General features: G+C 33.8%; 26 protein-coding genes. 3 read left to right on the top strand and 23 right to left on the bottom strand.

Annotation, left to right across the window (positions count from 1 at the left end; genetic code table 11):
• Positions 1–65: 65 nt before the first annotated feature.
• From LBV24_RS09815 to LBV24_RS09765, 11 genes are all read right to left on the bottom strand, one after another.
• Positions 66–242 carry a hypothetical protein gene (locus LBV24_RS09815; protein WP_224478472.1) on the bottom strand — a complete coding sequence of 59 codons (177 nt, stop codon included), beginning with the start codon at positions 240–242 and terminating at the stop codon, positions 66–68.
• A 6-nt stretch (positions 243–248) separates the two neighbouring features.
• The gene (locus LBV24_RS09810; RefSeq protein ID WP_224478471.1) at positions 249–833 is read right to left on the bottom strand and encodes a membrane or secreted protein; all 585 of its coding nucleotides are present in this window, start codon (positions 831–833) and stop codon (positions 249–251) included.
• Positions 834–962: 129 nt separating this feature from the next.
• Entirely contained in the window at positions 963–3,356 is a 2,394-nt protein-coding gene (locus LBV24_RS09805; protein WP_224478470.1) for an alpha-L-rhamnosidase-related protein, read from the bottom strand.
• Between the two features lie 76 nt (positions 3,357–3,432).
• Entirely contained in the window at positions 3,433–4,491 is a 1,059-nt protein-coding gene (locus tag LBV24_RS09800) for an acyltransferase family protein (protein WP_224478469.1), read from the bottom strand.
• Positions 4,492–4,549: 58 nt separating this feature from the next.
• Positions 4,550–5,425, bottom strand: a complete 876-nt coding sequence (locus LBV24_RS09795; RefSeq protein ID WP_224478468.1) for a glycoside hydrolase family 16 protein — start codon at positions 5,423–5,425, stop codon at positions 4,550–4,552.
• 2 nt (positions 5,426–5,427) lie between these two features.
• Positions 5,428–6,360: an alpha/beta hydrolase family protein gene (locus tag LBV24_RS09790; RefSeq protein WP_224478467.1), complete on the bottom strand. Its 933-nt coding sequence runs from the start codon at positions 6,358–6,360 to the stop codon at positions 5,428–5,430.
• Positions 6,361–6,365: 5 nt separating this feature from the next.
• Positions 6,366–7,226 (bottom strand): glycoside hydrolase family 16 protein, encoded by an 861-nt coding sequence (locus LBV24_RS09785; RefSeq protein WP_224478466.1) that lies wholly within the window; start codon positions 7,224–7,226, stop codon positions 6,366–6,368.
• A 49-nt stretch (positions 7,227–7,275) separates the two neighbouring features.
• A complete protein-coding gene (locus tag LBV24_RS09780) occupies positions 7,276–7,641 on the bottom strand; it encodes a DUF2200 domain-containing protein (protein ID WP_224478619.1) in 366 nt (121 codons plus the stop codon).
• Positions 7,642–7,675: 34 nt separating this feature from the next.
• A complete protein-coding gene (locus LBV24_RS09775) occupies positions 7,676–8,137 on the bottom strand; it encodes a VOC family protein (protein WP_224478465.1) in 462 nt (153 codons plus the stop codon).
• A 100-nt stretch (positions 8,138–8,237) separates the two neighbouring features.
• Positions 8,238–9,470 (bottom strand): M48 family metallopeptidase, encoded by a 1,233-nt coding sequence (locus LBV24_RS09770; protein WP_224478464.1) that lies wholly within the window; start codon positions 9,468–9,470, stop codon positions 8,238–8,240.
• Between the two features lies 1 nt (position 9,471).
• Positions 9,472–10,269, bottom strand: a complete 798-nt coding sequence (locus LBV24_RS09765; RefSeq protein WP_224478463.1) for a TrmH family RNA methyltransferase — start codon at positions 10,267–10,269, stop codon at positions 9,472–9,474.
• Positions 10,270–10,337: 68 nt separating this feature from the next.
• Between LBV24_RS09765 and LBV24_RS09760 the strand changes: the two genes are divergently transcribed.
• A complete protein-coding gene (locus tag LBV24_RS09760; protein WP_224478462.1) occupies positions 10,338–11,135 on the top strand; it encodes a DUF6503 family protein in 798 nt (265 codons plus the stop codon).
• A 48-nt stretch (positions 11,136–11,183) separates the two neighbouring features.
• Here the strand turns inward: LBV24_RS09760 and LBV24_RS09755 are convergent, their stop codons facing one another.
• From LBV24_RS09755 to LBV24_RS09745, 3 genes are all read right to left on the bottom strand, one after another.
• Positions 11,184–12,497: an amidohydrolase family protein gene (locus tag LBV24_RS09755; protein WP_224478461.1), complete on the bottom strand. Its 1,314-nt coding sequence runs from the start codon at positions 12,495–12,497 to the stop codon at positions 11,184–11,186.
• A gap of 7 nt (positions 12,498–12,504) precedes the next feature.
• Positions 12,505–15,492: an amidohydrolase family protein gene (locus LBV24_RS09750; RefSeq protein WP_224478460.1), complete on the bottom strand. Its 2,988-nt coding sequence runs from the start codon at positions 15,490–15,492 to the stop codon at positions 12,505–12,507.
• Positions 15,493–15,598: 106 nt separating this feature from the next.
• Positions 15,599–16,669: a DUF3810 domain-containing protein gene (locus LBV24_RS09745; RefSeq protein WP_224478459.1), complete on the bottom strand. Its 1,071-nt coding sequence runs from the start codon at positions 16,667–16,669 to the stop codon at positions 15,599–15,601.
• A gap of 88 nt (positions 16,670–16,757) precedes the next feature.
• Here LBV24_RS09745 and LBV24_RS09740 point away from each other — a divergent pair, with 88 nt between their 5' ends.
• Complete coding sequence (locus LBV24_RS09740; RefSeq protein ID WP_224478458.1) at positions 16,758–18,224, top strand: aminoacyl-histidine dipeptidase; 1,467 nt, start codon at positions 16,758–16,760, stop codon at positions 18,222–18,224.
• A 58-nt stretch (positions 18,225–18,282) separates the two neighbouring features.
• Here the strand turns inward: LBV24_RS09740 and LBV24_RS09735 are convergent, their stop codons facing one another.
• The 3 genes from LBV24_RS09735 to LBV24_RS09725 are packed head-to-tail and all read right to left on the bottom strand — an operon-like array spanning position 18,283 to position 21,027.
• Entirely contained in the window at positions 18,283–19,482 is a 1,200-nt protein-coding gene (locus LBV24_RS09735) for a peptidylprolyl isomerase (RefSeq protein ID WP_224478457.1), read from the bottom strand.
• On the bottom strand, positions 19,475–20,008 hold the full coding sequence (gene gldI / locus LBV24_RS09730) for a gliding motility-associated peptidyl-prolyl isomerase GldI (protein WP_224478456.1): 534 nt from the start codon (positions 20,006–20,008) through the stop codon (positions 19,475–19,477). The genes LBV24_RS09735 and gldI overlap by 8 nt, the downstream gene beginning before the upstream one ends.
• Positions 20,005–21,027, bottom strand: coding sequence for a DHH family phosphoesterase (locus LBV24_RS09725; protein ID WP_224478455.1), 1,023 nt, complete (start codon positions 21,025–21,027; stop codon positions 20,005–20,007). Before LBV24_RS09725 ends, gldI begins: the two co-directional genes overlap by 4 nt.
• A gap of 134 nt (positions 21,028–21,161) precedes the next feature.
• Here LBV24_RS09725 and LBV24_RS09720 point away from each other — a divergent pair, with 134 nt between their 5' ends.
• Positions 21,162–21,581: a nucleoside-diphosphate kinase gene (locus LBV24_RS09720; protein WP_224478454.1), complete on the top strand. Its 420-nt coding sequence runs from the start codon at positions 21,162–21,164 to the stop codon at positions 21,579–21,581.
• Positions 21,582–21,660: 79 nt separating this feature from the next.
• Here LBV24_RS09720 and LBV24_RS09715 read toward each other — a convergent pair whose 3' ends face one another.
• The 6 genes from LBV24_RS09715 to LBV24_RS09690 form a co-directional block, all read right to left on the bottom strand.
• Positions 21,661–22,290: an SGNH/GDSL hydrolase family protein gene (locus LBV24_RS09715; protein ID WP_224478453.1), complete on the bottom strand. Its 630-nt coding sequence runs from the start codon at positions 22,288–22,290 to the stop codon at positions 21,661–21,663.
• Between the two features lie 122 nt (positions 22,291–22,412).
• On the bottom strand, positions 22,413–22,880 hold the full coding sequence (locus tag LBV24_RS09710) for a hypothetical protein (RefSeq protein ID WP_224478452.1): 468 nt from the start codon (positions 22,878–22,880) through the stop codon (positions 22,413–22,415).
• A gap of 266 nt (positions 22,881–23,146) precedes the next feature.
• Positions 23,147–23,509 carry a hypothetical protein gene (locus tag LBV24_RS09705; protein ID WP_224478451.1) on the bottom strand — a complete coding sequence of 121 codons (363 nt, stop codon included), beginning with the start codon at positions 23,507–23,509 and terminating at the stop codon, positions 23,147–23,149.
• Positions 23,510–23,646: 137 nt separating this feature from the next.
• Positions 23,647–24,852, bottom strand: coding sequence for a GPI inositol-deacylase (locus LBV24_RS09700; RefSeq protein ID WP_224478450.1), 1,206 nt, complete (start codon positions 24,850–24,852; stop codon positions 23,647–23,649).
• A 205-nt stretch (positions 24,853–25,057) separates the two neighbouring features.
• Positions 25,058–25,291, bottom strand: a complete 234-nt coding sequence (locus LBV24_RS09695; RefSeq protein ID WP_224478449.1) for a hypothetical protein — start codon at positions 25,289–25,291, stop codon at positions 25,058–25,060.
• Between the two features lie 103 nt (positions 25,292–25,394).
• Complete coding sequence (locus LBV24_RS09690) at positions 25,395–25,913, bottom strand: RidA family protein (protein ID WP_224478448.1); 519 nt, start codon at positions 25,911–25,913, stop codon at positions 25,395–25,397.
• Between the last annotated feature and the right edge of the window lie 70 nt (positions 25,914–25,983).

Here is a 25,983-nt window from a genome sequence, read left to right as displayed (position 1 = left end):
AAGTAGTGAAAGCTTATTTAATGTGCAACGCTTTGTTGAAGTGAAATTTTACGAAAATTACTATTTCATTTTGAACTTTGAGACTTATAATCTTGGTAGCCTTTAATTGATACACCTAAGCTTGCAATAGTTCCAAAAATACCTATCATCAAGTTGTCTTGAAATATCAGAATTAAACCTGCAATTGTTCCTAAGAGACCAATAGCCAATGCTAGTTTACCGTTGTTTTTATTTTTTGCCATTCTATTTTATTTCCTAAGGCTCCAAATTTCATGGATTGGATCTCCTTTACTTGATAATCCCTTATGATGCCAGTTTCCATCAATTAACGTATAATTGAATTTTAGACTTAAACCAGCCTTGGAGTTATCTCTCGAAAAAAACTCGATATTCTCTGTATAATTACCGTCAATGGTTGTATATGTGCCACCACCAGTACCCTTAAATTCTTTTGTTTCAGTATTATATGCAATCCATTGAAACCGAGTACCTGATAATATTTTCATAGTTTTTCTTGGCCTGTTTGTATCCCGTGATTGTGTTTTGCCATCTCTAACTCGTCCAGACATTAACCAAGCACCTTGTAAATTGCCAGGTGAACCATCATCAATTCTTTTAAAGACTTCATTGCTATCTGCAATCTTAATTTCATTCTCCGAAATATCAACCTTAAAACTATGCTCATTACCAATGTTCACAGGATCATCAGAATTAAATTCAACTTTCTCCGTCATAACATCACCTTCCAATTTCCAGGAACCTCCATTTGTGTTTATGAATTCTCCAGTTGTTGCATTGTAAGTTGTTAAGACTTGAAATCCATCCGCAAACACGAGGACACTTTTCAGTTTTTCACCAGAAGATGTTGTTGAATAAGACTCCCATGCTCCGATAAGATTTTAAGCATTTATGCTAACAATGAAACATAAAAACGAAAGAGTGGAAATGATTTTTTTCATGACTTAATATTTTAGAATTAATTCTGTCGATTTGGATTTGGTCTTTACAATTATATTTTCATTATCAGTTACCGGCTGGATTGTGCTTTTAATTATTTTAAAAGTTGTTTTACCCTTTGATTTCGGCATTATTATTTCTACTTCCCATTCAGGATTTTTTTGATCAACAGTAAGTTTTAAGGTGCCATTAGATTTTGAATAGTGTACAGAAATTGAGTTATCTGATACGATAACATTTTCGATAGATGCATTATCCCACTTCTCAGGCATTTGTGGACTGATAATTATTTTTTTGTTTTGTGCCTGTGGTTTAATCCCAAAAAATTGTTGAACAATAGGAACTGCAAAACCATAAATATTCCAAGCTTGTGTTATCATACCGTAGTCTGGAGAAACTTCATAAATACTTCCAGGAAATGCATAGCTAAAAGTTCTTGTCATTCTTTGAATATAGTTTAGTGCCTTATCTGGGTTACCATAATTATTTTCAGCAACCGCCTGGACACTTGTAGGCAGTGTCATTACAGCGCCAGTATAAGAAAACACTTTAGTTCCTTTAAAGGAGCCATCATCAGACCCTGCCGATTCATCCCTGTCTATTCCTGTAACAAAAACACCAAATGGGTTTACGAATTTTTCAGTAGTTTTCAATGCTTTTTCTGCCTTATCCTTATCTGCAATGTTCATTTCCATTGGCGTATTTACAACCCAATTGTGGTGCAATACAAAAGGTCTTGATTCTGCAGAAGGATTTTTTAGAATTGCCGTTTTGGTGGCTTTGAGTTCTTCTACAGCCCAAGGCTTATTCAATGTTTCAGCTCTTTTTATGGCATCTTCAATTAAATGAAGTGCCTGCTCATCCGTACCTATAAAATCTGCATAGGAGTTGAACTCGTCTGACCAGAATTCTGAATTTATCTTTTGCTTTATCTTATTTGCCGTTAAACTATATTCTTCTGATAATTCATTTTCACCTAATTCATGAGCAATTTTTGAAGCGTCAACAAAAGCACGTTGAGTATATGCAGCAACATCTATCATTTCGCTATCCATACCATGAATTTCCATCATGCCATAACCATCAGGAAATAAATTATTGTTCGCATCGTTTTCGGTCATTAACCATTTTAGCCCTTTCTTAATAGTTGGGAAGTACGTTATTAAAAAGTCCTTATCGCCATTCCACTGATATACTTCCCAAATTAAAGAAGCAAATTGAGGTGTTTCGTTAATATTTCCTTTATTAAATACCGCACCATTGGTTGAAACTTCATGTACTATTCTGCCATTTCCGTTAGTCGCTTCAGATAGACTATCTAATAATCGAATGGTTTCGTAAACCGCATCGGTTTGACCTATCGCCATATAACCTTTCAATGCATATTCGCTATCTACACCGAACCACCATGGGTAATCTGGTATACCTGCGGTTATACCTGTCCCGATTTCAGGTACTTTTCTAACTAACCAATCACAATTATATTTTAACCATTCAAAAGCTTCCTCTATATCTTTATCTGGAATTGAAAGTTTGGATTGATTTGCCAACTCATTATATCTATTGAGCTTTGAACTGAAATTAGAATTGACACCCTCTTTCAAAGCAATATAGGTATCTATAGCGTCTTTTTCTGACGTATACGATCCCGCCACATAATAATTGACAATGTGGGTTTCACCAGCAAATAAAAACAAGGTATCCTCAAGGCTGTTAATACTTGTATTATCTTTAGTTGGGTATGAGTTGGTTCTTGATTCTTGTTCAAATTCTAAATCCGATCCATATACTGTATGCCAAGGGTTTAAGCTGTCCTTTACTTTCCATGCTTGGAATTTTTGATCAAATATAGCTTGGTCCTTGCCATCTATCATATCGGTTCGTTCTCCAAGCCAAGTAGGCCTTAAATCTGATGTACCGGTAAACTTTAATTTAAGCTTTTGTTCACCACCAAGGTTTTTAATTATTAGCTGAATAACGGCACCTTGTTTTTTATCTGGTATATATTGCCATCGTTCAATTTCAATATTTCTTTTTTCCCAATGATAATTGAACTTACTTGCCATAGGATAGTTGGTGAAGCTTTTGGCTTTATCTAGATGTAACGTGTCAATTGCATCATAAAATTTAATATCAAATCCATCCATTAATTTAATAGGATGATTCCATATCCCACCCATTTCACCTTTAATGTGCCAACCCAAATCAGGGAATGAACCATCTTGATGTCCAACTATATAAACTCTGTTGCCTGCGGTTACGTAAGGCGAGGTTAAATATTCTTTTTTTCCAGAAATACTAGTGCTACCAATGCTTAAGTCATTTAAATTGGTATTTTCTTTTTGACTACAGCTTACTATAAGGGCAGATGCCAGTATAAGTATTAACAGTATTCGCATTAAAAAACAATATTAAATTATATTCATTTTCTAGCTGAAAGATAATTAAAATGATAATAGTTTAATGATAGTCAGGTCATTTAGATTTCAACATCCTTATTCTGGCATCATTGACTAATCTTAAGATTCGTTTTTGGATTACAGTGAAAGTTTTCTCATAATAATGATAGGTAAACCAACTTACTAGTAAAGTAATACCAATACACAAGAAGAAAAATAATAATTGGTTGTTTTTTTTGTTGATGAACTGGGCAGAGTACCAATAAATAATGGCATGCATTAAGTAAATAGAATAAGAGATATGCCCCAATTTTAGTAGTAGCCAATGAAAAAGCTTATGAATTTTAATGTCTATTAGATAAAAGGCAGAAGTAAGAGTAAAAGCACATGCTGAAAAATAAATCCTATTATTTCCTGTAACCAGATTGATTAAGTCTCCGTCAACTTGATATAGAATAATAAATAACACACACAATAATAAAAAGGTTATTGCAATGAAGTTGTTTTTTTTATTTGAGAGATATTTCGCAATTATAGAACCACCAGCAAAAAGATAAATCTGATTTAACGGATTTATATAATTAGACCACTGACCTGAAAGACTTTCTGTTGGGACGAGCTTAAAATACGCGAAATATAAACCAACAATTAAGGAGATTATAAAAAAGAAATTATTTAAATAGTGTTTCCAACTTGAAGAGATAATTATTAATGGGAAAAGACTATAAAAAACCAGTTCATTCCCAATTGACCAAGCGCCTGTTGTGACATAGTTATCATGGTCTAAATAACCAAATAAACCAGTAAGATTTAGAAAAACAGTATTAAAGTCATAGGACTTATTTAATAAAAAAATATTCAACCCTACACTTAACCAAAGTAATGGTAATATTCTGAAGATTCTTTTAATGAAAAAATCTAAAGTATTTTGGAGTTTCAGCGATTTGTTATAAACATGATATAGTGTTAAACCACTTAATATGTAGAAAACTGAAACACCGTAGACTCCTGTAATTCCAATTATTGAATCTGCACCTAATTTATTGAAAGTCCATATATAATAATGATATATCATTATCCCTAAAGCCATAAGACCTCTGAGGTAATCTAAAGTATTGATTCTATTGACCGCCAATTAATAATTATATTTAGTGACTAAACCTTAAAATGAAAGTTGAAAATTTTACTGTATTTTATTGATAAACTCTAATATAATCTACTAACATAGCACTTTCTTTAAAGTTTGGGTCTATATTTGGTTCAATGGCTATGTTCAATATTAGATAGTAATCAGAGTCATATGGCCAGGTCTTTGAATTTTTAACCTTCGGATTATATTCATAATGATTTACACCATCTACACTAAAAATCATTTTTTCAGAAGTCCATTCGAGTGCGTATATATGAAAGTCATCTGTAGCATTTTTGATTTTTCTACCTCCAACATTTTTTACATGTCCACCATAACTTGATCCATTATGTAATGCACTCGATACATAATCTTGGTTTTTGCCCCAATGTTCAATAATATCTATTTCACCACAATTTGGCCACTTGGTTGTTCCTAGTCCTTTGTTATCCCAATGCGCACCGTCCTCATCAATATTTGTGTTAAGCATCCAAATTGCGGGCCAAGTGCCAACACCTTTAGGAAGTTTAGCTTTAACTTCCACTTTACCATAGGTAAAAGCAAATTTAGAATTTAACCTAGCAGAAGTATAGTGCTTGGTTTCACCTTGATCGGTTAATGTTTCTTTTTTTGCCACTAGGTTTAAGTACCCATTTTCCATATATGTATTTGTCTCACTATCTGTATAATGCTGAATAATTCCGCCCCACCAACTACCTCCTGGAGGTAACTGTGTTTGGTGAAACCATTTTTCAGAATTTAACTTCCCATTTCCATTAAATTCGTCTGACCATACTAAATTGTCATAATCAGAATTTGTCGTTACTTCTAAGTAATTCAAATTTTCATTTTGTGCGGAACTATTATCATTGAGTACTATATAGAGCAACACAAAAATGATTACTAATAATGAGATATATAAGCTTGATTTTTTTTTCATCCTTAAAATTTATTGTAGAGTGAAATCCATCTGATAGCATCAATTTTGTATTCATTTGGTAGGATATGGCCAGAATCAAAAAACTTTAACTCTTTTTCATTAATAGAAATATTATTGTAGAAACGTTCAGCATCCTCAACAGGTGTGAAGTAATCTCTCTTACCCATTAATAGTAGTATGGGTGTATTTTGATTTATAGCATATTTCATTGGTGTAATATCTAATTGCCCCTGAACTAAATCATCTGGCCAATCAAATGTTTCTATTCCCTTACCCGGAAGGTTAATTGGAGGTACACATGCAACAACAGATTCCACACGCTCATCGTGGTTACTCAACAAAATTGCAATATTACCACCCATACTGTAACCAATTACACCAAATGACTGGTTTTTCACCTTATTAAATTGTTGAACATAATCCATAATTATTCTTAAATCCTTTGCGGTTGATGTCATTAAGATTTCGAATAGTTTCGTGTCTTTTTCATTTCTGGATAGAATAGGAGGTAAAGACTCAGGTGGTCTAAAATCTAATTCATAATTACGCTCACCATGAAATTTGGCGTCTGGTATAATTAGGCTATACCCTAATGTTAAAAGAGAATCTTTAATTGAAGTCAAATTTTGACTCCATTCTAGATATGGTTCTGAGGGATAAACCCAACTTTCTTTTGAGTCTCCCAATCCATGAAGTAAAATAGCATAGTTAACTTTACTCTTTCTTTTATTGATATAATGATAAAAAGGAATTTTAGAATCAAAGCCATCCAACACTACTTTTTCAAAAATTGTGACAGAATCTAAATTTCTACTTTGAACAACAACTGCTAACTTTTCTTTTTCCTTGTCATAATCAAATAAATTTCTGTTAGACTGTGCAATTAAGTTACTAGTAAAGAAGAAAATAAAAAATAAAGCAATGTGAATTCTCATAATTTCTATGACTTTCTGAATTCATGCTTTACCCAATCTACTTCCATTACCCATTCACCTTCCATTGGTGAGTCAGTGATTTTAGCAAAATTCAAAATTGCAAACATAGGTTCTGGATATTTATCACCTTCACCTTCATTTCTATATACTTCATTACCGTCCAAGCGGTAAACAAGGTCACTGCCTTCCCATTCAACGGAATATTCATGAAACTCATTTAATGTAGCTGGGAAATTACGACGTTTGCTTTGCCAATCACCCTTATCACATTCACCTAAACTAACAATAGCACCAGTTGTGAATTCATCTTTCATATGATCTCCATGATGCTCAAAAATGTCAATTTCACCAGAACCGGTCAACGGCCAACAGATATTCTCATCTTCTTCTTGAACAGGTGGCTCATTGTTTTGTGCACCTAATAACCACCATGCTGGGAACATACTTGGTTCTCCATTGCTCGAAAGCTTAAGACGTGCTGTCCATTTGCCTTTTACAAATTCCTTGCGGTTTTTGGAGCAAATACGACCAGCCACATATTCGGTGTCAGGATGTTGAATACCATGCTTGTCAAAATTATCACAAGGTCTTTTCTCATCAATCTTTACTACTTTGATTTTTAATGTACCATTACTCACTTCTCTAGTTCCATATTCGCCATCAGGTACGTAACAATGATTTTCATTATTAACCCAAATGCGCTGGTCTTGCCAATTCTCTGGATTAAAGGTTTCAAATTCATCAAGGAAATCAACTTCCCAGGTATCCGTAGTCTCTTGCATAGTATTTTGTGTTTTCTTTTCATCTTTACAACTAAATAGTATTAGCGAAAGAATAATTATTAAAATGGTTGGAATTTGTTTCATTAGGTTTGTTTTATAATCTGTTTTCTTAAATATTATTTTAGTGATAATCTTATGCTTTGCGTAAAATTTTGTCCATTTTACGACCTCTTGCCAACTCATCAATCAATTTATCAAGATATCGAGTTTCTCTTGTTAGTTGTGTCTCTATATCCTCAATTCTATAACCACAGATAACACCTTTTATTAGATGTGCGTTTGGGTTTAAGTTTGCGCGTTCAAAAAAGGTTTTAAAGGTAACTTGCTCATCAATTAGTTGTTGTAATTTTTTACTATCAAATCCTGTTAGCCATTCTATAACTTGATGTAATTCTTCAACCGTTCTTCCTTTTTTCTCAACTTTAGTAACATAGTGTGGATAAACAGATGAGAACTTCATGTTGGCTACACGTGCATCATGTTCTGGTGTTGTTGTCATACCTTTATTCATTTAGTTAATTATTGTCTTGGATTTAATTGTCTTTTATTCTCAACCATTCTTCATAAGTAACCACACGTTTTTCACTGTTAGGTTGAGATTTACCAGTTAAAATTCCAATAAACTCAAGTTCGTGACCATCTGGGTCATTGAAATATATAGAAATTGCTGGCATCCAACAGAATACCATAGGTTGTTCAATATCATTATTTAAAAAATTCCAGAAATTTAGATTGTGTGATTTAAGAAAATCAACTGATTCGTTTAAAACCCAATCTGGCTCACATTCAAATGCAAAATGACGAGCATCTATTTCTTCTTTTGGTTTTTCCCATAAACCCAGCATATAATGTTTGTCTTTTCCTATCCATAAAAATGCTGTTCTGTGTTCTTCATTAAAACGACATAGCTTTAAACCCATTGTTTTAGAATAAAAATCAATTGATCGTTCTATATTCTCAACAAATAAATGTGTTTCGTAAAGACCCTTTATCATATTGCATTTCTAATTATTTGAAAAGGATGACATTAGAGTTAGTATTGAAATCCTAGACTAAGTACTAAGATAGAAAAAAGAAATCCAATTTTATTGTATTCTATTTCCTCAAGTTTCTAACCCTATCCAATAATGTTGGATGTGAGTAGTGCATAAAAACATAGGCCCTGTGCGGTGTTAGATTGCTAAGACTGTTTTTAGAAAGTTTTTTTAAGGATGTAATAAGTGGTTCAGCCATATATGTGTTTTTGGCATAATCATCTGCTTGGTACTCAAAAACTCTAGATACGTAATTCATTATTAACCCTGTAAGTTCTGAAATCGGCGAGTAGAGTAGGCCAAAGGCAATTAAACCAACATGAAAGCTTGGTGTTTCTACACCAATAGCATTGGACAATAATGGATTTGAAATAAAAATGGAGAGAATATACAATGTTAATCCCGTTAGTAAGATTGAAGTTGTTAAATTAAAAATGATGTGTTTCCGTTTATAATGTCCAACTTCATGTGCTAAAACAGCAACTATTTCTTCATCCTCCAAGTCATTTATTAAGGTGTCGTAAAGTGTAACTCTTTTTTCACTTCCAAAGCCAGAAAAATAGGCATTTGCTTTTGTACTGCGTTTTGAACCATCAATGACAAAAATTTTACTTAGACTAAATCCTACAGACTTGGCATAATCTGAAATTTTTTGTCGCAATTCCCCTTCTTCCAATGGTTTTTGTTTATTAAACATTGGCACGATAAGCTTAGAATAAAACATATTCATAAACACAGTAAAAAATGTAACAATTCCCCAAGCATATAGCCAAAACTGATTCCCAGTAAGTTGATAAAACCAAATGACTACCGCTAAAATACCACCTCCTAGAATTGCCAACATCAGTAATCCTTTAAGTTTGTCTAGAAGAAATGTCTTTTTAGTGGTTTTATTAAATCCAAATCTTTCTTCAATCACGAATGTCTTGTAATAAGAAAATGGAGTTGTAATTATATCACTGGCAATCATTATAATTCCAAAAAATAATAAACCAACTATTACTGGATTGTCCGAAACACTTCTGGCTAGATTATCAACAAATTCAAACCCATCTAATAATAAAAAAGCTAAGGTAATTGCAAATGAAAAAAGCGATGTCCAAAGATTAAATCCGTAATTGGTGGCTTTGTATGCCTGTGATTTTGCATAATCATCTTCATCATAAACATCACTTAACTCTTCAGGTATTGGATCATTATAATGTTTTGCATTTAGCGAATCGAGGATTTTATCTTTAATAAAATTGATAGTAATAATACCAATGATAATATAGAAGAGTATATCTGCAGTCATATTAGTTAAAATCGCGTTGTCTTTTGGCTTCAAAAATAAGGATTCCTGCAGCAACAGACACATTCATAGAATCAATAACGCCTTGCATTGGTATACTGATATTGGCCTTGGATTCATTTCTCCATTCTTGGGTTAAACCTGTAGCTTCTGTACCTACAACTATTGCTGTAGGTAATGTATAATTTTGAGTATGATAGGGCTCTGATTCTTGTAATATTGCTGAAAATATATTGAAGTTGTATTTGTTTAAAAAGTCAATAGTGTCCTTGGTACTAGCTATAGCAATTTCTGTTGTGAATACACAACCAACACTAGATCTTATAATATTTGGATTGTACAGATCAGATTTAGGATTGGCAATAATCACAGCATCGATATTTGCAGCGTCTGCTGTTCGCAATAATGCACCAATATTACCAGGTTTTTCGGGTGCCTCAGCAACAAGTATTAAAGGGTTTTTAGAAGTGAGTTTTAATTCTTCTATGGTATGTGGTTTAGCATTCACAATTGCTATTACGCCTTCAGTTGTATCTCTATGGGCTAACTTTTGAAAAACATCTTTCGAAATTTCAATAATTTCAATTCCATATTGAGACATGGCTCGTGCTTCACTTTCAGAAAACAAATCGGGATAAAATAATAGTGTTTCAATTTTGTAACCACCTTTTATTGATAAGGAAAGTTCCCTCTTGCCTTCAATAAGAAATTGCCCTTTTTTCTTGCGTTCACGCGATTTATCCTTTAATAGAACTAATTGTTTTATTAACGGATTTTGAGTGCTTGTAATAGCTTTTATCATAATTATAACAAAAGTAATGTAATTTTAAAGTTTGGTTGACGTCAAATACACAAAACAAAAATCAAAACATGAAACACATTTTACAAATGATCTTAATGTTAGTCATAGTTTCATCCTGTAAAAATGAAACAACTATAGCGTCTACAGCAATTGAGGATATTAAAAAAGAAGATATTACAACAAGTATTTTTCCAGATGTTATAACCAAAGTATTTGATGCACATGGAGGCATTGATACATGGAATACCATGCAGACCTTATCATTTACAATGAACAAGCCTAATGGTAAAGAATTGACTATAACACATCTTAAGACTAGGGCAGAACGTATTGATACACCTACCTATACAATGGGTAATGATGGTAATACGCTTTGGGTAAATGAAAAAAATGATATTGAGTATAAAGGTAATGCCAGATTTTATAAAGGACTAATGATGTACTTCTATGCAATGCCTTTTATTTTAGGAGATAGTGGTATTATTTACGAAGAGACAGAACCACTTACATTTGAAGGTACCACATATCCTGGACTATTGATTTCTTATGAAGCTGGAGTAGGAGAGTCACCTGATGATCAATATCTTGTATATTATGATGAAAAAACTGGTAAAATGGAGTGGTTAGGTTATACTGTAACATTTGGTAAAGAAGGTAAGAGTAAAGACTTTAGATTTATCCATTACAACAATTGGCATACTGTAAATGGTTTAGTTCTACCTAAAAGTATTGATTGGTATAAAGTTGAAGACGGTGTACCAACCGAAAAAAGAAATACAGTTAAATTTGAAGAGGTTACTCTCAGTGAAGAAGCACCAGATTCAACTTTGTTTATAAAACCTGATACTGCTAAAATTGTTGAATAAAATAAATGAAACAACAAAAAAGCGAACCAATTGGTTCGCTTTTTTGTTTTAGTCTTCTACACCATATTTCTTGGCGTATCGTTGCCAAAGTTCGGTTTGGTGTGTCTCTAAGCTTAATTTCCTACCATCAATAAAGGCATGCATCACTTTATTAGTGCGCATATCCAAGGCATCACCTTCACTTATAAAAAGTGTTGCACTTTTTCCTTCTTCCAAGGTGCCATACATATCATCAATACCTAAAATCTTTGCTGGATTTTCTGTAATGAGTTGTACGGCTTGTTCTTTTGTTAAACCATATGCTACAGTCGTACCTGCGTAGAATGGCAGATTACGAGAATTCATACGTTCCATTTGACCGCTAGGTTCTAACGCAACTAAAACTCCAGCATCAACCAATTTTTTTGCGAGCTTAAATGGTAAGTCATAGTCATCATCTTCTGCATTTGGTCTGGTATGCACACGTCTTAAAAAGACGGAAATATTATTTTGCTTTAAGAATTCGGTCATATTTCCAGCTTCATAAGCACCTACAATAGTTATGTTGCTAATACCATGAGATTTAGCAAAATTTACGGCATCGGTAATACCTTTTTCGTCATTTGCACTAATATATAGTCTCTTGGTACCATCAAAAACCCCAGCCATACCTTCAAAAGGTAGGTGTACATCTTTTGTTGAGCCGTTATTATAACTTTTCGCTTCCTTAAAATAGTTGTCTAACTCCTTTACTTGTTTAGAATAGTTTTTATTTGGTTTTAATCCAGGATCTTCACCTAGCCACCAACGGCCTCTGCTAAAACTATTTGGCCAATTAACATGTAACCCATTGTCGGTTTTAATAGCAGCATCTTCCCAATTCCATGCATCATACTGCACTACAGATGAGGTGCCGGTAATCCGACCACTTCTTGGAACTACCTGGCCTAATAAAACACCATTAGGTCTCATGGATTCCACAATTTTAGATTCAGCATTATAGGCAATTATACTTCTTATGTGTGGGTTAAAAGTTCCTAATTCCGACAAGTCATTAGAAGCTTTTACAGCATCTACTTCAACCAATCCCAAAGTACCATTAGCAACTATAAAACCAGGATAAACGTGCTTTCCTTTAGCATCAATAATATCCATAGCTTGTAGTGTGACTGCATTTGGCTGACTATTATCTAATACTCTAGTTATTTTACCGTTACTCACAATTATTAAACTATTGTCTATAACAGTTCCATTGCCAATATGTGCAGTTGCACCAACTATTGCAAAGTCCATTGCTTGATCTTTGGCTGGCGTCTGTTGTGCATAACTAAATGAGAAACACAACAGAATTAATACGAGGTTTATATTTTTAAATGTTTTCATCGTTTTATTATTTTTCAGTTGTGTTAAAATCCATGGAGTCGCAGTGTAGTAACACTTTTTCCTTCTTCCTAACAGGTTGAGTTTTCAATCCTTTGTTTTTGTCTTGTAGCATCATATTAACCAAAGTGCTTTTCTCCTTTTTTATGGTTTCTCGCATTTGCTTGTCCTTTTCTATATCAAAATAGGTGACACCTTCGATTATGGTCTTTTCTGCCTTCGCATAAACCGATAATGGGTGATCTGACCATAAGACAACATCAGCATCTTTACCAACTTTTATACTTCCAACGCGTTCATCCAGATGTAAGAGCTTAGCTGGATTTAGGGTAACAAACTTAAGTGCGTCCTCTTCACTTACACCACCATATTTTATTGATTTTGCTGCTTCTTGATTTAATCTGCGAGACATTTCAGCATCATCACTATTTATTGCGGTAACAACACCAACCTTATGCATTATAGCGGCATTGTAAGGTATAGCATCATTAACTTCATATTTATAAGCCCACCAGTCACTGAAAGTTGAACCACCTACACCATGTGCCTTCATTTTATCAGCAACTTTGTATCCTTCTAGAATATGTGTAAAGGTGTTGATGTTAAAATCGAACTTCTCAGCAACTTTCATTAGCATATTGATTTCACTTTGTACATAGGAGTGGCAAGAGATAAAGCGTTCCTTATTTAATATTTCAGCCAACACTTCCATTTCTGTATCCTTTCGATAGGGTTTGCCACTTTTCTTTAATTCGTCATAAGCCTTCGCTCTACTGAAGTAGTCCATATAAACTTGTTCAACACCCATCCTAGATTGTGGGAAACGCACATTAAATCTACTGCGTGATTGTTTTACGTTTTCTCCCAAGGCAAATTTTATAAACTTAGGAGAGTTGTCGTAAACTAAATTTTCTACTGATTCACCCCATTTTAATTTAATGATTGCAGAACGGCCACCTATTGGATTGGCGCTTCCGTGCAGAATCTGAATTGAAGTTACACCACCTGCTAGGTTTCGGTATATATCAATATCTTCATCATCAAGTACGTCTTCAATTGTAACTTCGGCAGAGGAGTTATGACCTCCTTCATTAATTGAAACTGCTCCTATGTGTGAATGTTCATCTATAATTCCTGCTGTAATATGCTTACCAGAAGCATCGATAACTTTAGCATTTCTGGCATTTAGGTCTTTCCCGACCTTAGCTATTTTCCCATCCTTAATTAAAAGATCTGAATTCTCTAAAACACCATCGCCTTCATTCGTCCAAATGGTTGCATTTTTAAATAAGATGGTTTCGGCTTTTGGATTTTCGGTAAATCCATAGGCCATGTTAGGATAGGTCACAGGACTCATGTAAGCATCTTTAGTTTTGCCATTTTCACCTTTTTTACCTTTTTCTCCTTCTGCATTTGCACTTTTAACTTCACTACTTGCATAGAAAGAGTAATCATTACCATTTGGCATTGTTGCTTTACCGCTTAGGCTTTTACCACTTGAAGGAGAAGCTACTATTCTAATAAATTCAGTTTTAGTAGTATCAGCTGTTTTAAATGTCATGGTCACCCAATCATTTTTATAACTCATTTTAGTGCCAAGTTCATTTTTACCACTAACCAGTTTAGCACTTGGCTTAGAACTACTGCCAGAGATCTTTAGCTGATAAAGTTTACCTGCAAGTTTAAAGTTGTAATCGCCATCAATATCTTTAATAGCCATATCTGTGATAAAGTGAGGTGTTCCTTGAACCCAATTTTCATAAAGCTTTGTTTTCTTATCAAAAATATCACCACTTGTAATTAAGAAATTAGCATAGCTACCAGCTTTTAAAGTTCCTAATTCGTTAGATTTCCCTAATAGTTGTGCAGGAACTGTAGTGAGCGCTTCAAGTGCTTTTTGCTTTGATAAACCACTTTCAATAGCTTTCATTAAATTATCCTTGAAGGATTTCTTAGATTTTAATCCATGCGTAGTTAGTGCGTAAGTAACACCATTCTCAGATAGAATTCTCGGATTATGAGGTTCTTGGTTCCATGCGCGCATATCACTCAGCGATAGTGTTTTTGCTAAAAAGGCGTTGTCTACATCATAAGCTAACTGAAAATCTATTGGTAAAATAAGTGTAGCATTTGTACTTTTTATCTCATCGATGCGCTCATATTCGTCACCACCACCAACAATGGTATATTGTATATTAAATTGATCTCCTACTTTGTCAGCACGCATTACATTCGCTCTACCATTAGCTTCAAATATTTGAAGAAGATTTTTATTGCCGTTTAATGCTTCTAATGAAAGATCTCTTGTGTCTACATTCCCATCTGCATACCACTTAGCATCATTATACATTTGTCTAAGGAGTGCCATACTACCCATTAATGAAGAAGGGTAGGACTGACGTGAGGCAACACTTTTACTAAACGATAAATGTTGAGCAGTTTCGCCATCAATGACACGCATGGAATTATCAGCATTATTGTTGAGTGCTATTAAGGCACCTGTACCTCTTACAATTCCATCAGGCATGTGGGTGTTTACTACTCCAAATCCAAGTTTGTGCATTTCAGAAGCAGCCTTATCGTCATATTTGAAACTTGCCATAACATCTTGTTCTGGCATTATGTGATCGTTCCAATAGAAGCCACTTCTACTCGCTTCATATTGGGGCAAATTACCTGTAGCTCTCTTTGGTTTTTTTACTCCGAATGAGGTATAAATATCAATAAATGAAGGATAAATCTCTTTACCTTCTAAATCAATTGTTGTGGTATTTTTTGGAATAGATACCGATTTACCAACACTAATCACCTTTCCTTCTTTTATAAGAAGGGTACCGTTATCAATAACTTCAGAAGCTGAAACATGGATTTTGGCATTGGTCAATGCCGTGTAATTAGTGTTATTTGCAATTACTCCAGAGTTGCTTGGAAAATAATCTTGTGCGAATAACGAAAAACTGCACATAAAGATGAGCAGCCGTAAATGTATTTTAATCATAAAAAAATGGTTAGTTAAATAAGATGTTTAAAGATAGGGATATATGATTAGTCTCTTCTTTTTGTTAAGAATTTTTAACGTTTGTAGTAATTAATTTATCTTATTACTACAAGGTCTTGTTTTCATAATAGTTAACCAATAAGGCCACGACATAATTATAACTTTTCATGCCATTCGCTTGGTTATTTACTTTTAAGAAACTATCAAATGTTTTTTCAAATAATGGCTCTAATGGATTTTCGTAGTCCATCCAAAAGGTTTGAACCTCTTGGTAATTCCTTATGATTCCATAATTCACTCTTGGCAGAATGTTGTAGTAGATTTCAGAATCTCTTCTAAATAATTCTGCTAAACAATATCTCAATGCGAAAGTATAGCCTGCATATTTAAAATAGTCATCCTTATTATGAATCGCAGCCAAACTACCTATAAAATTAGCCTCATTCTCCGCAGCATAACCAAGTTGATGGGCAACTTCATGGCAAGAGGTCGTAGGAAATTTATAGGTTGGTATTAAGCCATCTACTTGCGCCTCGTTAGTAAATGGATTGAGGTAACCTGAAAAGCCCATATACGTGAGAGGTATACTATATATTGATTTTTTAATACTAGCTGGATTATATTTTAAATGCGGATAGTTTTTGGCTAACTCATCATAACCATTATTGACAATATTGAAAATTTCGGTTTTTGAATATGGAATTTCAATCTTTAATGAATCATCTTCAGGGCTTAACTTGTTATGAAAACTGTTGGATTTTTCAATTAATCGCTCAGTAAATGTAACGAGCTCATTGGTGCTGTATTCCGCCTTAATACCCAAGGATTTGTTCAGTGGTTGTCTGTAATAATTAAATGCCCAAAGTATATGAAATGAAATAAAAGCTATTGACAAAGTGGCTAAAATATCTAACACCCAATTTAAGGTGTCTTTTACGATGCGTTTACGGTTGAGAATTAACCACCTAATAATGTATATTGTCGCGATGGTATAAAATACATCTCCAACTGAAAAAGGTAGCCATCCAAAGGTATAGCGCATAAGTTTAGAAATAAATATGTATACACCGTTACTGTAAAAGCGTTCAACAAATTCTGGATAGTGCTTCAAAACATTATTCAATAGAATTTGTAGTCCAAAAAGAAGAATTAAAACAAGCCTTTTGTTTTTTAACATGGTTCAAAAATAAGCAAAACTTATGGTCTATTAAACCACTGCAAATACAACTGGTTTTGTAATTTTGTAATTCACAAAAAATAGAGATATGAGTGCAGAAATTAGAGCATTAGAACCAAAAGTATTATGGAATAAGTTTGCAGATTTAAACGAGGTACCAAGACCTTCTAAAAAGGAGGAACGCGTTATTCAATTTATGAAAGACTTCGGCAAGAATTTAGGTTTAGAAACTCTTGAAGATGAAGTTGGAAATGTGATTATTAGAAAACCTGCGTCTTCAGGAATGGAAGATAGAAAGCCAATTGTGATGCAATCGCATCTAGATATGGTGCACCAAAAGAATAATGATACTGTTTTTGATTTTGATACTCAAGGCATTGATATGTTTATTGAAGGAGATTGGGTAAAAGCAAAAGGCACCACACTTGGTGCAGATAATGGTCTTGGTGTTGCAACCATAATGGCAATTCTAGAAAGTGATACAATTGCTCATCCTGATCTAGAAGCCCTATTTACAATCGATGAAGAAACCGGAATGACAGGTGCAAAAGGTCTTAAAGGTGGTATTTTAAAAGGCGAAATATTATTGAATTTAGACACTGAGGAAGATGACGAAATAGGTGTAGGTTGTGCTGGAGGTGTAGATGTTACAGCAACTAGAAATTATATTGTGGTTTCAGTATCGGATAACGCTGTTGGATTTAAGATTGAGGTCAAAGGATTACAAGGTGGTCACTCAGGTATGCAAATTCATGAAGGTTTAGGAAATGCCAATAAAATCATGAATCGATTGCTCTATACTGGTAACAAAAATTTTGGATTACAAATAGATGAAATTGATGGTGGCAGTTTACGTAATGCAATACCTAGGGAAAGCAATGCTGTTGTTGCAATTGATAAGGCTAAAGAAACTGAATTTTTATCTCAATTAACAAAGCTTGCCGAAACTATAAAACATGAGTTTAAAACCATGGAGCCAGACTTGGAGATTAACATTAAAAGCATTGAAACGCCTAATATGGTAATGGAAAATGAAGCTCAAGATAAATTAATTAGAGCACTTTATGCAGCGCATAATGGTGTATATCGTATGAGTCCAGACATTCCGGATTTGGTTGAGACTTCAAATAATATTGCAAGAGTTATAGTAAAAGATGGTAATATTAGAATTGGTTGTCTAACACGAAGTTCCGTTGAAAGCTCTAAGGCGGATTTGGCAAATGCATTGACATCAACTTTTGAGCTAGCTGGTTGTAATGTAGAATTATCAGGTGATTATCCTGGATGGGCTCCAAACATGGATTCAGATATTTTGAAGGTAATGGTTCCTATTTATGAAAGATTAAACAATGGTGAGAAACCTCATGTGGCAGCATGCCATGCAGGATTAGAATGCGGTATTCTTGGTACTAATTATCCTAAAATGGATATGATAAGCTTTGGACCAAACATAAAAGGTGCACATTCACCAGACGAACGTGCACAGATTTCTTCCACACAGAAATATTGGAAATTTGTGTTGGAAATTCTAAGGCACATTCCTAAAGCAAGTTAAATAAAGCAAATAAAAAAGCAGCGTTATCGCTGCTTTTTTATTTCAATAAGGATTGAGGTTATTTTTTAAGGCCTACCAATTCAATGTCAAAAACAAGATTGGTGCCACCAGGAATTAGCGGAGCTCTACCAGCATCACCATATCCTAAATAGTAAGGAATAAAGACTCTTGCCTTATCACCAATTTTCATGTTTAACATCGCTTCTTTAAAACCTGCTACAAGCGTGGCTGTTTCATTGTAAGGCATAGCAAATGGTGCATATTGTCCTGCATTGTCTTGTTGCTCGTTATATTGACCATTCTTTTCTGCAACATCTTTCATAGTGGTCCAGAATAAAGTGCCATCTTCAAAATATCCGGCACAATCAATATTCACGTAATCCGTAGACTTAGGTTTAATTCCATTAGACTCTTTAGTAAAAATCATCGCCATTCCTGTTGGAGATTCTATACGACGACCATCTAGAGCTTCGTTTTGCTTTAACCAATCAACTTTTGCTTGTCTCGCTAGATCCTCAGCTTTCTTATTCTGCTCGGCTCTAATTGCATTAAAGTTAGCTTCAACTTTTGGCATCTCCTCTTCAAATACTTTTGGTGCATCGAAGAATTTAGCATCATTACCTTTTCTTATGATATTTACCGTTTTGATTACAACATCTTCTACAGGTTTGTTTCTGCCTGCTACTTTTACATTAGAAATTGAATCTTGAACTTCAAGACCCATAACAAGTTCCCCAAATACTGAATGACAACTTACCCTAGGCTGATCACAAGGTTTTAGATTACCGTTTTCATCGTAAAAATTACCTCGTGGATAAGGTCTTTCAGTTATAAAAAACTGGCTTCCATTTGTTTTTATTCCACCTGCATTTGCCATTGACAAAATACCTGGCTTATCATGTTTTAATTCTGGACTAAAATCAGCGGCAAACTGATAACCAGGAGTACCGGTTCCCATACCTTGCGGATCACCACCTTGAATCATGAAATTATCCATTACACGATGAAAAATTATACTGTCATAGAACGGTTTTCCTTGGTATTGTTCCTCAGCTAAAGGATGATTTCCTTCAGCTAGTGCTACGAAATTAGCTACTGTTACTGGTACTTTATCATAGTGTAATTTAGCTACCATTGTACCTTTTGAAGTTATGATTTCTGCATAAAGTCCATCATCTAAATCAGGGTAACGTTCTTGGCAAGAAATATTAGCCAAGACGAGTAATACAACAAATACTGTTAACGTTTTTCTAATCATTGTTTTTATTTATATTATTTAAAGTTACTTCACATATTAATGGAACATTAGTCCCAATTTTATTTTCATCACCATAGTATCCATATGCTATTTGAGAAGGGAAAATAAATGTTACGCTTTCTGAAGGCTTCATTAGTTTTAATCCTTCTCGAAGACCTGTGAATAATTCCTCCTTATCCATGACATAGGTTTTGTTTTCTGATGCATATATTTCTGATCCTTCTAGGTTTGAAACATTGAAATCAAAGTCAATAACATCACCAAATACGGGTTGCAAGGTATCTGATTCAACTTTATTTGTGTAGAAATACCAAAATCCATTTTCTGAGGCTATGTAATCCTTGTCTGGGTTACTTTCCATTATAGATTCTATCATTTTCTGTTCTAAGGCATTGAGTTTTTTATTGCGTTCTGCAGACTCTTTTAGAAATGATCCAGATTTTACTGACTCTGGCATTCGAGCTTCTGGAGATTTGCAACTAGCAAGCGTTACAAGCAATATTAATATGAGGTAAAGGTTTTTCATTTTTGGGACAATTGTTCTTTATACTGTGGTAAGATACTAATAAATTTATCAATGGTTTCTTCTAAGTTGGTATGACTACGTCCACCAGCAGCGTTTGTATGTCCACCACCATTAAAATGGGCACGTGCAAATTCGTTAACGGAGAATTCTCCTTTACTTCTTAGTGAAATTTTTATAATCTCCTCAGCTTTGCTTTCAATAAAGATTCCTGCGAATATGATACCCTTTAACGATAAGGCATAATTTACAAACCCTTCTGTATCACCTTTCTTAAAGTTGAATTCATCTAGTTCTGCTTGAGAAAGTGTTATGTAAGCCGTTCTTATTTCTGGAATCACTTTTAGGTTTTGCATTGCTCTACCAAGTAATTGTAAACGTCCGTAACTATTGGTATCGTATACATTGTTATGAATTTCAGAATTCTCTGCGCCTTTATCAATTAGTGTTGCAATGACCTGGTGTGTTCTGCTTGTTGTTGATGGAAATCTGAAAGAGCCCGTATCAGTCATAATACCAACATATAAACAAGTAGCAATTGTGGCGTCTATTTTTTCTATATCACCAAGCATTTCAATGAAGTTAAAAACCATTTCGCAAGTAGAGGACATACTTACATCAGAGTAGACATATTTAGCATAATCATCAGGTTGCTGGTGATGATCTATCATTATTTTTGTTGCCTTCGAAGCTTTTAAGGATGCACCATATTCTTCACCAGCTCTATGTAAGGCATTGAAATCTAATGTAAAAATGAGATCGGCATTTTCAATGAGATCTGAACTTTCTTTTACTTGGGAATCAAATTTTAAAACCTTTTCATCTCCAGGTAACCATTTTAAAAACTCAGGATAATCATTAGGTGCTAATACGACTGCATTGTGACTATATTTAATTAAATAGTGACATAAACCTAGAGTAGAACCCATTGCATCACCATCTGGATTTTTATGCGGTACAATAACCACATTCTTAGGTGTTTTTAAAAGTGATTTTATTTCAGAGATGTGTGCTTTAATCATAGTTGACGAAGATACAATTTTTTATAATCTCAGTGGAGTTTTTGGGTTTTTGAAATGATAAAGATTTATTAAAATTAGGGACTTGATAAATTAAAGAAATACATTACTTTTGCACCACATTTAAAAAAAGATACATGGCAACTAACAGAACATTTACAATGTTAAAGCCAGATGCTGTTGAAAAAGGACACATTGGCGCAATATTAGAAAAAATTACTGCTTCAGGATTTAGAATCGTAGCAATGAAGCTAACTCAAATGACTGCTGCAGATGCAAAGGAGTTTTACGCAATACATAAAGAGCGTCCATTCTTCCCAGAATTAGTGGAGTATATGACACGTGGGCCAATTGTTGCAGCTATTTTAGAAAAGGATAATGCTGTTGAAGATTTTAGAACTTTAATTGGTGCTACTAATCCTGCTGAGGCTGCTGAAGGAACTATCCGTAAATTATATGCTGCTTCTATTGGTGAGAATGCTGTACACGGAAGTGATAGTGACGACAACGCTGCTATTGAAGGTGCATTTCATTTCTCAGGTAGAGAAATGTTCTAAACTCAATTTTATAAGATTTAAGAAGGCCATCAGAATTGATGGTCTTTTTTTTGCCTTAAAATCACTTAATTATTATAAGTCAGTTTGATTTTTTTAACTCATTAACCAACTTTTCAGTAATGACTCTAGCGGCTACTTTACTTCCTAATAAAGACGGATGAAATCCATCTGGTCCATAGTATTGAAAATTGTCAGTTCGGTCAAAATATGCTTTCCAAACTTCACCAACAGGTAGGAGAATAGCATCATTGAGTTTTGCGGCATCTCTATGATTTTTAATTACACCATCATAGGTGTGGTAATAGGTTCGTGAAGGCCAAACCATATAATAACATAGCTTGGTATTGGTTTTATCACAAAGTTGTTTATAGTCTTTACCAGATTCTATAAGCATTTGCCTACCTTCATATTGAGATGATGGTCCTTGTTGCAAAATCACATAGTCAAATTTTTTCTTAGTAATTAGTTTTTGCACTTTACCCTCTGCCCAATGGTCTACAATTGCATAATTGGGTTTTGCTACCATCTCGTATTTTACTCTAACATTGTATTCCCTTGCGGTTTGTTTTACCAATTCTGGAAGATTATTGTAATAGGTAAGACTATTGCCAATGAATAATATGGACACTGTCTTTTTTTGGTCATTATTTTTTTGACCAAAAGACAATGTTGCAGCAAACAATAAAATAAGGAAGGTTATTCTACGCATTGTATATGACATCAAGTTAAGCTTAAAGTTAGTGTAATAAGTTATTTATTTAAAATTTTAAGCTCAACTTAGATTCAATTAGGTATTTATAAAATCAATATTTTAAAATAAATTGATTCCTTTTACCTCTTAAGTGTTATAATCTCAAAAGACCAACTGCCATCATTTTTAAATTTCCGATTAAAATTGGGTGATTTTATGCCAGCATAGACCAAGCCAGCACCAGGTATTATGAGCCAAAAAGCAGTGCTGTCTGCCAATACTCCAATCAGTCCACCTAGACCAATAGTAATAGCACCTGCATATATAAAAAAGGAACTGGTGAGTATAGAAAGTAATAGTGGATTTCGCTTCATCTCAGCGATGTCTTCTAATTGAAATCGTTCTTCATCTATAATAATGGTATTATTTTCAATTTTTAAGCGACCTGTAATTTTGCGACCGTCCATGGTCTTAATTTTAACGCGCTTATTTTCCTTAATAATAATTTCTTTGTCCGAGTTCTGCTTTGTGAGTTTTATGGCTTGTTCTTGTGAGTATAGCGAACAGGATAGAAATAGTAATAGGCTAAAAATAATAGATCTTTGCATAACAACTGAGTTTTAGATTTAGATGTAAAAAGATACAATTGGTTGCGTACGAATTTTTCTAAAGAATTTAATCATTGGTTAGTGTTTGGTTATCTTATAGTACAACTGGTTTATCTAAACTTTTAGTTACAGGATTTAAGTTACTGTTTTTTTGTTTGTTCAAAAGCTAAAATAGTAATGAATAAAAGTGTTATGAGAAGTGTTTTTTTCATGAGTTTAATTTTATACAATTACTTTTTACCATAGCGGATGAATGTTAAGGTTTTTTATTCCCAAAGTGTGGATAAAATTTGTTTGTGACCATCCTTCAGAGAATTTTTTAAATTTCCAGATTTAGTGCCAGCAAGAAAGACTTTGTATTCATTTGTCCCAATAATACTAATATTTTGATCTGGAAGCATATAATCAATGTTAACGTTCATTACAGCTTTAGTACCATTAATAAATACCCAATCTATATTTTTAATGTCTGCCATTACCGAAATGACTGAATCATTTGGAAATATATACTTAGGAGAATAAAACAAGTCAATATTGATTTCTTCAGATAATTCCTCCACTGATTTTCGAAATACATCATAAATGTTTGGATCTCTTGAATTGCCTATATGTTCACCAATTTTTTTCACTTTTTGATAAGATGAACCTTCTTTTAAGGAAAAATATACTTTCTTGCTACTAAAGCTATCGGAGTTAATATAGTACTGTTTTTTTGTTTTACAGCTCGTAACAAATACTAGCAATAAAAGAAAGGAGTACTTGTTCATTAATCTAACCATGCCTTTATTTTAGAGTAGATTTTGGGGTTGCTTAATAAATCCATATGGTTATTCCCATAAGCGACCCAAGTATTTTCGTCTTTAAAGTCCAAATTTTTAGCAGGATTCTTGTGTTGTCCTAAAGCACTTTTTACATCAACTAAACTATCTCCTATTATGGCGGAGGATATAGGGTTTGTTGCTTTTCCGGTAACAGCGGCGATGCTATAACATTCTATCTGTTGAGGTAAGGGAATATTTTGTCTTTGGTCTCCATTTATTTCAAATCGGTCATTATCCTGCCAGTCTTCATCAATTAGGTTACCATATCTTAAGTCTGTAATACCAGCACTTCTAACTTTCCCTAATCTTGCAAAAGGTTTTGCATAAGGGATCGCACCAAGAATATTATCTACATAATTGCCTATTCGTTCCAAAGGAGCACCATGGTGTGGCGTTCCCAAGAAAACAATTTTCTTGAGGTGTTTTGTCCACGTTTTTTGTTGTTGTTGGCCATAATGTAGCGCACTTCGAACTACTAAACCACCCATACTGTGGGCAATAATAACCAGCTCTTCTACAGGTACCGTCCAATGAAGTATTAAATCTTCTAACAATTCATTTAAATTTTTCCCATTGGAAGAAATATGGCGACCACTGTTGTAATGCAAGTAAATCGGTGTTTTGCCTAAATCTTTTGCTAGTGATGTGCCGTGGTTGTGCTCTTGTCTGGTCCATTGAATATCATTCATACAAGAACCATGTACCATCAAAAGAATTTTGCCATTGATAGTTGGATAAGCCTCATCAATGCTTTTACTATCAAGTTGTATTGCCTCTGACATATGCCTGAATTGCATAGTTATCTTTAAGGGGTTTTCCTTTTCTTCCAAATAATCACCCACAACTCCATTTAAGGCAGAGCTTATCGCTTCCTTTTTATCCGTACTTTTTATTTTTCCGAGCACAGGAGCTAATTGCCCTAATCCATTGTCCAAGCTTCTACTTATGAGTTTAGTACTCCATCTTATATTTTTATATGTAATACCAGCAATACTGGTTATCAGATGTTGTATTGGTGTTGATGGTAAAAAAGGAGGATGTACAACTCGATTGTGCATGGTTTCAACTAGGTCTGTAATGCCTATTGTTGCATCCGCAATTAAACGGGTATAACCTTGTAAATAAGAGCTTGTATTTTTATTATTTGACATTTATTTTTTTAAAAAATAATCAAGGTGTTGTTTTTCTTTTTGACGAATCACAGAGGTTTTGGGTATGTTTTCGAATTAGAATGAAAGATAGCAAATTGCAATGACACGAGTGCAACGAACTGGCTTTAGCAATTCCGATTGAGTGAGTAATTCCGCAACTTGCTAAATTCCGTATTGAGTTCGGTTTTACTTTTCAATTCTGAGTTCACAATGTAATTGCTTTCTTCATAAAAACCCATTTCAATTGGGTTTGTTTTCCTGATTGAGTTTCATATTCTGTTATTCTTGGTGACAGCAAACCAGCAATTCCGCCACTAATAATTCCCTTATATGGACTTTCTAAATTATCAAATGCAAAAAGTAAAATAGTCCAAACGGCTAAAAAAATAAACAAAAAAGATAAGTTCCATAAAATTCTGGCTTTTGTATTCTTATTCATAATATTCAATAATTGTTTGAGTTCCACCAATGAATGCCAACGGTCTCAACTATGAGTAGTTACGTAGCAATTCCTTATAGCCATTGTTGTGCGTTCGTACTTTTTATTCCGATTTATGTACTTCCAGTTCGATTTCCACCATAAATTCAGGTAATGCCAATCCCTTTACTTCAAGCCAAGAGCCAGTTGGAAACCCGTTTTTATAAATTTCAGCTCGATATGCTGATTTTTCCAGCATTTGTGCCATATCAGTTGTAAAAATGTCTTCTTTTACCACATCGTCAAATGTGCAACCATAGTGTTTTAATATTTTTTCCAAATCCGCATAGCAGTTTTTCATTTGTTGTTCTATATCGCCAATTGCGGTTGGATTTCCTTCATTGTCCATACTAACAGCTCCAGAAATTTTTATATCATTTCCAATTTTTACTGCGTGGGAATATCCATAAGCTTTTTCAACTTCTGGTCGTAAGAGAAAATATTCAGGTTTTTCAGATTCAACTATTACTTCTTTTTCAACTTCTTTAGTTTCTTCCTTTTGCTTTTGTTCACAACTTTGAAATCCAAAAGTCAATGCACAAAGTGTTATGAGTAAAGTCAGTTGGTTCGTTAGTTTTTTCATAATTCTGATTATTTAATGCCTACTTTGGTCGGTTTTCGGCTATCCCGTTTTTCTTTTGAGTTTCCTTTTT

Source organism: Winogradskyella vincentii (assembly GCF_020166345.1).
In the GTDB taxonomy this organism is placed as follows: Bacteria; Bacteroidota; Bacteroidia; order Flavobacteriales; family Flavobacteriaceae; genus Winogradskyella; species Winogradskyella vincentii.
Note: the sequence above shows the minus strand (reverse complement) of the source record. Positions and strands in the feature narration are given on the sequence as shown.

Bases quoted from the DNA above. Each gene is read 5' to 3' on its own strand.
- LBV24_RS09740 (WP_224478458.1), top strand. From the start codon at position 16,758: ATGAGTGCAGAAATTAGAGCATTAGAACCAAAAGTATTATGGAATAAG.
- LBV24_RS09780 (WP_224478619.1), bottom strand. From the start codon at position 7,641: ATGACAACAACACCAGAACATGATGCACGTGTAGCCAACATGAAGTTC.
- LBV24_RS09715 (WP_224478453.1), bottom strand. From the start codon at position 22,290: ATGCGTAGAATAACCTTCCTTATTTTATTGTTTGCTGCAACATTGTCT.
- LBV24_RS09720 (WP_224478454.1), top strand. From the start codon at position 21,162: ATGGCAACTAACAGAACATTTACAATGTTAAAGCCAGATGCTGTTGAA.
- LBV24_RS09750 (WP_224478460.1), bottom strand. From the start codon at position 15,492: ATGATTAAAATACATTTACGGCTGCTCATCTTTATGTGCAGTTTTTCG.
- LBV24_RS09765 (WP_224478463.1), bottom strand. From the start codon at position 10,269: ATGATAAAAGCTATTACAAGCACTCAAAATCCGTTAATAAAACAATTA.
- LBV24_RS09795 (WP_224478468.1), bottom strand. From the start codon at position 5,425: ATGAAAAAAAAATCAAGCTTATATATCTCATTATTAGTAATCATTTTT.
- LBV24_RS09815 (WP_224478472.1), bottom strand. From the start codon at position 242: ATGGCAAAAAATAAAAACAACGGTAAACTAGCATTGGCTATTGGTCTC.
- gldI (WP_224478456.1), bottom strand. From the start codon at position 20,008: ATGAAAAACCTTTACCTCATATTAATATTGCTTGTAACGCTTGCTAGT.
- LBV24_RS09805 (WP_224478470.1), bottom strand. From the start codon at position 3,356: ATGCGAATACTGTTAATACTTATACTGGCATCTGCCCTTATAGTAAGC.
- LBV24_RS09745 (WP_224478459.1), bottom strand. From the start codon at position 16,669: ATGTTAAAAAACAAAAGGCTTGTTTTAATTCTTCTTTTTGGACTACAA.
- LBV24_RS09770 (WP_224478464.1), bottom strand. From the start codon at position 9,470: ATGACTGCAGATATACTCTTCTATATTATCATTGGTATTATTACTATC.
- LBV24_RS09790 (WP_224478467.1), bottom strand. From the start codon at position 6,360: ATGAGAATTCACATTGCTTTATTTTTTATTTTCTTCTTTACTAGTAAC.
- LBV24_RS09785 (WP_224478466.1), bottom strand. From the start codon at position 7,226: ATGAAACAAATTCCAACCATTTTAATAATTATTCTTTCGCTAATACTA.
- LBV24_RS09760 (WP_224478462.1), top strand. From the start codon at position 10,338: ATGAAACACATTTTACAAATGATCTTAATGTTAGTCATAGTTTCATCC.
- LBV24_RS09725 (WP_224478455.1), bottom strand. From the start codon at position 21,027: ATGATTAAAGCACACATCTCTGAAATAAAATCACTTTTAAAAACACCT.
- LBV24_RS09690 (WP_224478448.1), bottom strand. From the start codon at position 25,913: ATGAAAAAACTAACGAACCAACTGACTTTACTCATAACACTTTGTGCA.
- LBV24_RS09695 (WP_224478449.1), bottom strand. From the start codon at position 25,291: ATGAATAAGAATACAAAAGCCAGAATTTTATGGAACTTATCTTTTTTG.
- LBV24_RS09755 (WP_224478461.1), bottom strand. From the start codon at position 12,497: ATGAAAACATTTAAAAATATAAACCTCGTATTAATTCTGTTGTGTTTC.
- LBV24_RS09775 (WP_224478465.1), bottom strand. From the start codon at position 8,137: ATGATAAAGGGTCTTTACGAAACACATTTATTTGTTGAGAATATAGAA.
- LBV24_RS09710 (WP_224478452.1), bottom strand. From the start codon at position 22,880: ATGCAAAGATCTATTATTTTTAGCCTATTACTATTTCTATCCTGTTCG.
- LBV24_RS09700 (WP_224478450.1), bottom strand. From the start codon at position 24,852: ATGTCAAATAATAAAAATACAAGCTCTTATTTACAAGGTTATACCCGT.
- LBV24_RS09735 (WP_224478457.1), bottom strand. From the start codon at position 19,482: ATGATTAGAAAAACGTTAACAGTATTTGTTGTATTACTCGTCTTGGCT.